The sequence below is a fragment of the Verrucomicrobiota bacterium genome (genome assembly GCA_039027815.1).
GTDB lineage: Bacteria > Verrucomicrobiota > Verrucomicrobiia > Verrucomicrobiales > JBCCJK01 > JBCCJK01.
The window spans coordinates 1-8,451 of the sequence record JBCCJK010000065.1; the positions used below are offsets into that span (position 1 = coordinate 1).

The following is an 8,451-nucleotide window of genomic DNA, read 5'->3' on the forward strand; positions in this document are numbered from 1 at the left end:
GGGGCGGGGGGGGGGGGGCGGGGTGGCGGCGCCCGGCGGGGGGGGGGCGGGGGGGGGGGCGGGGGCGGGGCGGTGCCCTGAGCGGCGGGGGGGGAGGAGAGCTCCTTTTTTGCGGGCGCTTCCACGGGCTTGCTTGCTTCTAGCGCTGGGGCGGGCGCCGGTTCCACGGGGGCTTTGGTGAAAGGCGGGGGACCCAGGGGGGCGGGGGCGGGGCTCTCCGCTTTGGCCGGGGGAGGAGGGGTCTCGTCGGGGGGAGTGGGAGAGGGCTCCGGGGCTGGTTGCAAGACGGCGGCGGCGGGGCGGGGAGCGGGCGGGGTGCTTTCCCGCGAGTCGAGGTAGTCGGTGTAGCGCCGCTCAAAGGCGGTGGAGATTTCCGCGGCAAATTGCTCCATGGAGGCGATCGCCACCCGGATGTTTCGCACCAGGTAGTTGTAGCCAAACATAGCCGGAATGGCCACCAGGAGAGCGATGACGGTCGTGACCAAGGCGGCCGAAACCCCCGGGGCCATGACCTGCAAGCTCGCGCCGCCCGCGACGCCCGCGACACCGGCGAAGGTGTCCATCACCCCCCAGACCGTTCCCAGAAGCCCAAGAAAAGGAGCGCCGCTCACGGCGGTCGCCAGCACGGTCATTTGCGATTCCAGCTCCAGGATGCGATCTCCCACCGCCCGGTCCATGCGATGGCGAATGGCTTCGGTCTGCGCGGGGTTCACCCGGTAGGCGATCTCGAAAGGCTGGGCCGGATCCTTGGGGTCTTCCCCCCGGCGGGCGTGGAAGTCCAGCTCGGAACAGCCAGCCTGGTAGACGCTGGAAAACGGGGTTTCGGGAGGATCCACCTCGTCCTCGTAGAGGTCCATAGGGGCGGCCGCCTCCCGGAACTTGTCCAGGAAGATGGCATTGCGCGCTTTCAGCTTGGCCAGGACGCGGAACTTGGTGATCATGACGGCCCAACTGAAGCAGGATAGCACCAGGAGCAGCCCCACCAGCACTTGCCCCGGCAGGCTGGACTCGCGCAAGGCGTAGTCAAAGCCACCGAGCGAAGCCAAGAGAGTCTCCACCGGCAGGGCGGCGAGAATCGAGGAAAGAGAAGAGGCGCTAATTAGTTCGACCAAATTGAATTTCAGACACTCTAATAAGATTCAGGGAGTCTGGCAAGGTCGCTTTCGCAAAGGAGGCAAAGGAGCCTGACTTGGACTAAGCGGGCCTTTTCTTCTCGGCTGGGCTGGCCGTCACCAGAAAGACGACCCCGATCAAAAGAAGGAAGAGGGAAAGAAATTGGCCCCGGCTGAGGCCCCACCACAAGGCAATCCCCAAGTCGGGCTCTCGGTAGTTTTCCACCACGATGCGAAAGAGCGCGTAGAGCACAAAGAAGAGGCCGGTCAAAATGCCATAGCGCAACCTGGGAAACCGAAAGCGCACCAGCATGAGAACGCCGAAGAGGAGCGCGCCCTCCAACAGGCCTTCGTAGAGCTGCGAGGGGTGGCGGGGCGCCAGGTAGTCACCCAGTCGGTCCAAGACGCGCGGGTCCTTTTGGCCAGCTGCCACCAGCGCGTGGATGCCGCTGTGAATTTGGCTGCCGCTCTCGACGTAGGCCCGCAGCGGTTCGTCATTGAACTCGGCCACTTCCACCAAGACCGGCTCGACCCCACTGGCCGGAGGGCGGCGCTCCAGGGCCATGGGAAACTTCATGGCCCAGGGCACGCCTTGGGCGATGCGACCATAGAGTTCGCCATTGATGAAATTGGCCAAGCGACCAAACAGAATGCCAAGCGGCGCCACGCACACCAGGTTGTCCCCCAGGTTCCGCCAAGAAAGACCGTGCTTGCGTGAGTAATAGAGCGTGAAAAAGACAAGCCCGAGAATGCCGCCGTGGCTGGCCATGCCCCCATCCCAGACCTTGATGAAGCTCAGGGGATCGGCCCGCAGACCGTCCAAGTTGTAGAAGAGCATGTAGCCGAGACGCCCGCCCAAGAGCACGCCGAAGATGGCGGCATAGGTGATGAAGTCGGCCACTTTTTTGGGCTGGAGCTGGCAGAAACCCCGCTCGCAAAGGCGCTTCAAAATGGCAAAGCCCAAGAGAAAGCCGCCCAGGTAGGCCAAACCATACCAGCGGAGCCCCACCGTTTCGCTGAAGCGGAAAACGAAGGGGTCGAAGTGATGGACGATTTCCGCGAGGGGCACCTTCTATCCAACGATGGCTTGGGGGAGCTTGTCCAGCGTGGGCTTGTCAAATCTTGGGAGAAGTTTCCCTCAATCAAAGATTGCCGATGGCGCACTCGTTGTATCGTGGCGGGAGGCCGATGCCTTTCTGCCATGAAACCGTTTCTTGAGCCAGCTTCTGAGAGCGAAAACCAGTCGATCACTGCGCTGGAAATGAGTCTGTTGCTCTTCGTCTTGGCGCTTTACCTCGTGCTCTTGGCGACCGGTTCCCGCCTTTCCCCGGAAGACGGGGAACGCGTCCCGGTGCTCCCGCTCCCCGCGCCCTCCTCTGCGGCCTCCGCTCCCTGATGTCCCCCTTCAACCAAGAAGAACTTCCCCATGCGGTCATGAGTGCTTGCATGGAGGTCCATCGCGAGTTGGGCCCCGGGCTGCCGCAAGAGGCTTACCTGGCCGCTCTCGCGCAGGAGCTGCGGATGCGGGAATTGTTCTTTGATCGGGACCGACCACTCCAGGTCTTTTACAAAGGGGCCTTGCTCGATGTGCAGCAGAAAGTCGACTTCGTGGTGGAAGACTCCATCGTGATCGATTGCCAAAGTGACGACAGCCACGGGGCTGCCGACAAGCGTCGGCTCATCAATAGCCTGCGCCTCGGCGGCTACGAGGTAGGCTTTCTGGTGGACTTCGCAGTCCCCGACTTCCGCGATGGCATCAAGCGGGTCATCGTCTCGGGAGAAACGCCCAAGGTCCCCTGGAAGGAAGCCTGAAACCCCAGCGCTGGGGCGGGCAGAGAAGGTGGTCGGACGCCAGGAAGAAGGCTTCGGGCCGGGGTCGCTCAAAAAGCCGGGCAATCAGCTCTCCGCGATTTGTTTTTCTAAGGCGTCAAAGCGCGCACTGCGGTTGGCGTAAGCCGGGTAGGTGGCCGGATCGGCTTCTGCCGGGAGATAGCGCCAATGCTTATACATCCAAATCCAGGGCCCTGGGTTCTCCAGGATCTTGGCCTCAAAGACATCCCAGCAGCTCTGCGCGATTTGCTGGAGACTCTCGCCCTCGCTGAATTCCAGCGGAGCAAAGCCCTCGATCCGGTAGGTGCCATCGGCTTGGGGAAAACACATGCCGGGAATGACGCGCAGGCCACTGCGTTCGGCCAAGACCGCGTGCAGCAGGGTGACGCAGGTTTGGCGACCGAAGCAGCGAATGATGGTGGCAGCCCGGCTGGGCTTGACCGTGAGGTCGGTCAAAAAGGCCGCTTGGCCCCGGCCTTTGAGATGCTTGAGGAGTTTGATCATGGCGCGGCGTTGGCCGATCACTTCGTGGCCGCTGCCCTCCCGGCACTCCTTGATCACCTGGGTCAGATGAGGATTCTTGAAGTCCTGCGCGATGATCATGAAGGGGAAGTCACGAAAGCCCATCATGTAGGCGATCCACTCAAAATTGCCGTAATGCGGTGTGACCCAGATGGCCCCCGTCTCCCGCCCTTCTTCGACTGCGTCCATGTGGTCGGTTTGGATCTCGACAAATTGCTCGTAATTGTCCCGCGTGAGATGCCCTGCCCAGAAAAGATCGACGGCATTGCGGGCAAAGTTTTGAAAGCTCTCGAGCGCGATAGCCCGGCGCTCTTTCTCGTCAAAACGATCGCCGAAAATCACGCGCAGATTTTCCAAGGCCGTTTGGCGACCTCGCGCATCGATCCAGTAAGCCAAGCGGCCCAACCCCCGCGCCAGCCCCAAGGCCATAGCCCGCGGCAACTTCGGAATGGCAAAGCGGAGACTCGCCACCCCCGTCCACTCCAATCGATAACGTAAGTCTTTCCAATTCATGGCTCTCGAGCGAAAACTGCCCTACCGCAAAAGCGCAGCAAAGCATAGCCGGGAAAGGCAGTCACCGCTGGAAAACGCGCCCAAAACATGCTATGACCCCCGAAGCTTCCCCGCAACGCTGGTTCCGGTCCCCCTCGTAACCAAGGACGCCCCCTCCCCTTCCATGTCTCAACCACCTGAATCGTCCATCATCCCAGCCAAGAAACGGCTGAAGAAGCGCGTCAACGTGCGCCGCCCGGATGTCATGGCCTTGGTGGAAGACGAAGTGCGGGACCACTATCGCAGCTCGATCGTAGAGCGCATCCGGGCTCACGGAGGCGTGCTCGCCATTGGCAACACCACCGTGCGCCTGGCCAAGCAATTTGGCTTTTGCTACGGGGTCGAACGCGCCATCGACCTCTCCTACGCCGCGCGGCGGGTCTTCCCGACCAATCGCATCTTCCTCATCGGTGAAATCATTCACAATCCCGAGGTCAATCGCCAGCTAGTCGAAATGGGCATCACCAGCCTCGACTGGGAAAACCTCACCCAGGAGTATGAAGACCTGGGAGAAGAAGACGTCGTCATCGTGCCCGCCTTCGGCACCTCCATGCCCTTCATGAACAAGCTCCAGGAGCGGGGAGTCTACGTCATCGACACCACTTGTGGCGACGTCATGAGCGTGTGGAAGCGAGTCAAAAACAACGCCAAGGGCGGCTACACCTCCATCATTCACGGAAAAAAAGGCCACGAGGAAACCCTCGCCACCGCCTCCCGCGCCCTGGGCACAGACGGCACCGGACACTACCTCGTGCTCTTGACCTTGGCAGAATGCGACCTCGTCTGCGACTACATCCGAAACGGCGGAGACAAACAAGCCTTCCTCACACGATTCGCCGAAGCCTACTCCCCCGGCTTCGATCCCGATGTCCACTTGGTCAAAGTGGGCCTCGCCAACCAGACCACCATGTTGGAATCGGAAACCGAAGAGATCCAACGCCGGGTCAAAAACGCCATCGTGGCTCGCTACGGCCAAGAAGAAATCGCAGACCACTACCAATCCTTTGACACCATCTGTGGTGCCACCCAAGAGCGCCAAGACGCCCTCTACGAAATGCTGCGGGAGAAAATGGACCTTCTTCTAGTGGTCGGCGGTTACAACAGCTCGAACACCACCCATCTCGTCGAAATCGGAGAAAAAGAACTGCCCTCTTTCTTCATTCGCAGCGCCTCCTGTCTCCAGTCCTTCGAACGGATCGTTCACTACGATCTCGAGCAGCAGACCGAAGTCGAAGCCTACTCCCAGAAGTTTAACCAACTCGATCGAGCCATGGTCGTCGGCATCACCGCGGGCGCCTCCTGCCCGAACAACTTGATCGAGGCCACCGTCCTACGAATTTTCGAACTTCGTGGAATCGATCGAGAAGGCGTCGTGGCCGCTCTGCCCCCGGTCACCTCCTAGGGGGCCTGATCCACCAGCACGTGCTACCAACTCGCCTCTCTCAGAAAAGGCGAAAGTGAAGTCAAGTCAAATAAGTCTTGACCATAAATTCAAATAAGTATTTAACTTGTTGGAACAACCTTTGGTCCTTCATCCTTGATATCGTTGAATCAGAGCCACAACGATGTCGACTCCCAGCCCCTTTCTGGAGTCGCCCTCCCTCATCGTCGCTTGGCTTCTCAAAGAGGACCTCAAAGCCAAACAGTTTTTTGCCCAGATTCTTCTCGTGCAGGCCGAAGAGCCACCGCTCCTTCTCAAAGAAGAGCAGCCAAAAGAAGCAGAGTCTTCCAGGCAAATGTCGGTAGAGTTGGTTCGTGGATGGTTCGCGTAGTCAAGAGCGCGCGCGTCTCCCGATCGCCTCTCGACGAGAGTTTTCCATCCGCATCGCGCCTTTCGAGTGATGGGACACCGTGGGCGGAACGGAAAATGATGGCAGTGGACCTCTCCGTGCCAGTCTAAACCAACACGTCACCAACCATGCCGAAGAAAAAAGTAGCTAAAAAAAAGGCGGTCAAAAAGAAGGCCGTGAAAAAAGCGGCTAAGAAGAAAGCTGTGAAGAAAAAGGTCGTCAAAAAGAAAGTCGCCAAAAAGAAGGCGGTGAAGAAAAAAGCCGCCAAGAAAAAGGCCGCCAAAAAGAAAGCGGTCAAAAAGAAAGCGGTCAAAAAGAAGGCCGTGAAGAAAAAGGCAGCTAAGAAAAAAGCCGTGAAGAAAAAGGTCGTCAAAAAGAAAGCGGCCAAGAAAAAGCGCTAACGGCCCCTTGATCCCCCTCGCTATGCTCCTAGCAGAGGGACACCCCTGAAGCCGTCTTCTTTCTTGCGGTTTGTCTTCAGGTTTTCCAGACGCCCGGATCGATCCCTCAGCGAGGGACATCCGGGCGTTCTTGTGCCGGGAAAAAGCAGTTGCAAAAACCGGGCGCGAGCCCTTACTTGCCGACTGGCTGTGGCCTCAGCATGCGCGGTTAGCTCAGTGGTAGAGCACCACCTTGACACGGTGGGGGTCACTGGTTCGAACCCAGTATCGCGCACCATTTTTTAGCCAAGCGTTAGCTGCGAATCACCTGCACCTGCAAGTCCCTAAGCGAGCAAAGCCCACCGAAGTCTCCGTAGCGCATCTTGCGCGCCCCACTCTTGCGCTTAGGTCCGAACTTTTCTCTTCTGGCCTCGAAGAACCCATCCACAAAGCCCTTGCTCCCAATCACCACCCCGTCGGTGAAATAGCGCACTCGGCACAACAACCACTCATGTCGCCTTAGCTGCCCTTTCCTCTCCAAAACCTCCCGCTTCCTCTCTTCCCTCGAACTCGAACTATCAACCCGAACTGAAGCCCCCCGAGCTTCCACTACCCTAGCAAGTCCACGCAGCGCCTCCTCGTTCCCACTCCCAAGAGCCTCCCCATACCCACACCAGCGGTAATCCTTGGGATCCTCCACCATCCCTGCTCGCACGGGATTAAGATCAATGTAAGCCGCCATGGCGTCGGTAGCTCCTTCCCTATTCTCCACCAAGACACTCTTGAAGCGATCCTCCCAAAGCGTTCCTCGTCTCCCGTGCTTCTTATTGAACCACTGCGTGAAGCGCTGCTTCAGCGTCTTCATAAACTCGGAGAGACTGTTCATCCGGTAGAGCAAGGATTCCCGATACTCGGCTAGGGCCTGTTCTCCCTGAGAAGGACACAACTCCTTGAGCTTCCAACGAATCTCCCGGAGAGCTGCGTCGCTGTAGACATGGCCACAGCGCTCCAGAATCTCCTCATCGGAGAGCGTAAACCCCTCCGAAGAAGGCACTTCCACCAAAAGGTGGAAGTGATTGCTCATCGCGCAGTACGTGAGGATCTCCACCCCACAGAAGCGGGCATACATCCGCATAAAGCGAACGAACTGCTCCCGTTCCTCGTCTCCCAGGACAAACTGACGATCCACCACCCGGGAAATCACATGATAGACAGCAGAAGACTGATTCTGATCGGCGAGGATACGGGCGGTTCTCATCGGAATAGGGAGAGTTTATCGATCCCGTAGACGGATTTCATGCCCATTGACATCCGAACTGCAACATCGGCTAACTTAAACCGTTGTTGTTCAATGCCTTCCAACTACAAGCAACTGACCTATTCTGACCGTCGCCTACTCGGCAAACTGAAGAAAGCCGGGAAGTCCATCCGTGAAATCGCTTCAATCCTGGAGTTCTCGCCCTCCACCATCAGCCGCGAGATCAAGCGCAATTACTGCGGTTTTGGCTACTGCTGCAATATGGCTCACCAGCGAACGCAGGCGAGAAGACATCGGGCCAACCAGCATCGAACGAAGTTGGGCACGCAGCAGATTCAGTTCATCAAGCAACAACTGCTTTTAACCCTAAGTCCCGAGCAGATCGCCTCGCTCTTCCCGCGCGCCTTCGGCCACACCATCACTCCCAAAACCATTTATCGATATATCCACTCCTACTCCGGATACCGCATGGGTTTGCAGCCTCTCCTCAGGACGCGGCCTCGTGTTCGTCGTCACCAGTGGCGCAGACGCTCTCGGTTGCCCGACAACAGACCCATGATCCATGAACGCCCTACCAGCGCCAACAAGCGCTCCCGCTACGGCCATTGGGAGATGGATCTCTTTCTGGGCAAGGCGGGATCCCCGGGCGCTGTCCTCACCCTCGTGGAGCGAAAAACTCTCTTCTCCATCGTTCTTCGACTTCCGGATCGAAAGGCATCCTCGGTGCAGAATGCGATCTCAGCAGCCCTGCGACCCTATCGCGTGAAAAGCATCACTACGGACAACGGAAACGAGTTCATGGAATATGACGCTTTGCGTCGGGCAGCCGGAGCCGAGATTTACTACTGTCGCCCTTATCGAGCTTGGGAAAAGGGATTGGTCGAAAACACCATCGGCCTCTATCGACACTTCTTCCCAAAGAAGACAGCCCTGCCAACCTCACCTGAAGAATATCGCAAAGCACAAGACCTCCTAAACAACCGACCCAGAAAATCCATCCACTTCCA

10 protein-coding genes and 1 tRNA gene are annotated in these 8,451 nt (G+C 58.6%); 7 read left to right on the plus strand and 4 right to left on the minus strand.

All coding sequences use genetic code 11. The annotated features are described in order from the left end of the window. Both AAF555_11920 and lgt read right to left on the minus strand, forming a co-directional pair. On the minus strand, positions 1–1,112 hold a 1,112-nt coding region (locus AAF555_11920), incomplete at its 3' end, for a MotA/TolQ/ExbB proton channel family protein (GenBank protein ID MEM6912272.1). A gap of 82 nt (positions 1,113–1,194) precedes the next feature. Then, the gene (gene lgt / locus AAF555_11925; GenBank protein ID MEM6912273.1) at positions 1,195–2,181 is read right to left on the minus strand and encodes a prolipoprotein diacylglyceryl transferase; all 987 of its coding nucleotides are present in this window, start codon (positions 2,179–2,181) and stop codon (positions 1,195–1,197) included. Positions 2,182–2,313: 132 nt separating this feature from the next. On the opposite strand from lgt, the gene AAF555_11930 reads away from it, so the two are divergent. Beyond that, positions 2,314–2,508, plus strand: a complete 195-nt coding sequence (locus tag AAF555_11930) for a hypothetical protein (protein ID MEM6912274.1) — start codon at positions 2,314–2,316, stop codon at positions 2,506–2,508. After that, positions 2,508–2,924, plus strand: coding sequence for a GxxExxY protein (locus AAF555_11935; protein ID MEM6912275.1), 417 nt, complete (start codon positions 2,508–2,510; stop codon positions 2,922–2,924). Before AAF555_11930 ends, AAF555_11935 begins: the two co-directional genes overlap by 1 nt. 84 nt (positions 2,925–3,008) lie before the next feature. Here AAF555_11935 and AAF555_11940 read toward each other — a convergent pair whose 3' ends face one another. Continuing rightward, entirely contained in the window at positions 3,009–3,977 is a 969-nt protein-coding gene (locus AAF555_11940) for a lysophospholipid acyltransferase family protein (protein MEM6912276.1), read from the minus strand. 163 nt (positions 3,978–4,140) lie between these two features. Between AAF555_11940 and AAF555_11945 the strand changes: the two genes are divergently transcribed. The 4 genes from AAF555_11945 (at position 4,141) to AAF555_11960 (ending at position 6,484) form a co-directional block, all read left to right on the plus strand. Next, a complete protein-coding gene (locus AAF555_11945; protein MEM6912277.1) occupies positions 4,141–5,418 on the plus strand; it encodes a 4-hydroxy-3-methylbut-2-enyl diphosphate reductase in 1,278 nt (425 codons plus the stop codon). 163 nt (positions 5,419–5,581) lie between these two features. Next, the gene (locus tag AAF555_11950; protein ID MEM6912278.1) at positions 5,582–5,788 is read left to right on the plus strand and encodes a hypothetical protein; all 207 of its coding nucleotides are present in this window, start codon (positions 5,582–5,584) and stop codon (positions 5,786–5,788) included. A 146-nt stretch (positions 5,789–5,934) separates the two neighbouring features. Continuing rightward, positions 5,935–6,207: a hypothetical protein gene (locus tag AAF555_11955; GenBank protein ID MEM6912279.1), complete on the plus strand. Its 273-nt coding sequence runs from the start codon at positions 5,935–5,937 to the stop codon at positions 6,205–6,207. 202 nt (positions 6,208–6,409) lie between these two features. Beyond that, positions 6,410–6,484 (plus strand) — tRNA-Val (locus tag AAF555_11960). Between the two features lie 15 nt (positions 6,485–6,499). Here AAF555_11960 and AAF555_11965 read toward each other — a convergent pair. After that, positions 6,500–7,444 carry a transposase gene (locus AAF555_11965; GenBank protein MEM6912280.1) on the minus strand — a complete coding sequence of 315 codons (945 nt, stop codon included), beginning with the start codon at positions 7,442–7,444 and terminating at the stop codon, positions 6,500–6,502. Between the two features lie 39 nt (positions 7,445–7,483). On the opposite strand from AAF555_11965, the gene AAF555_11970 reads away from it, so the two are divergent. Then, the coding region (locus AAF555_11970) for an IS30 family transposase (protein ID MEM6912281.1) at positions 7,484–8,451 on the plus strand (968 nt) is incomplete at its 3' end.

What these genes read in the sequence shown, in the direction of transcription:
- AAF555_11935 (MEM6912275.1), top strand. Translation starts at nt 2,508, where the DNA reads ATGTCCCCCTTCAACCAAGAAGAACTTCCCCATGCGGTCATGAGTGCT.
- AAF555_11930 (MEM6912274.1), top strand. Translation starts at nt 2,314, where the DNA reads ATGAAACCGTTTCTTGAGCCAGCTTCTGAGAGCGAAAACCAGTCGATC.
- AAF555_11965 (MEM6912280.1), bottom strand. Translation starts at nt 7,444, where the DNA reads ATGAGAACCGCCCGTATCCTCGCCGATCAGAATCAGTCTTCTGCTGTC.
- AAF555_11945 (MEM6912277.1), top strand. Translation starts at nt 4,141, where the DNA reads ATGTCTCAACCACCTGAATCGTCCATCATCCCAGCCAAGAAACGGCTG.
- AAF555_11950 (MEM6912278.1), top strand. Translation starts at nt 5,582, where the DNA reads ATGTCGACTCCCAGCCCCTTTCTGGAGTCGCCCTCCCTCATCGTCGCT.
- AAF555_11940 (MEM6912276.1), bottom strand. Translation starts at nt 3,977, where the DNA reads ATGAATTGGAAAGACTTACGTTATCGATTGGAGTGGACGGGGGTGGCG.
- AAF555_11955 (MEM6912279.1), top strand. Translation starts at nt 5,935, where the DNA reads ATGCCGAAGAAAAAAGTAGCTAAAAAAAAGGCGGTCAAAAAGAAGGCC.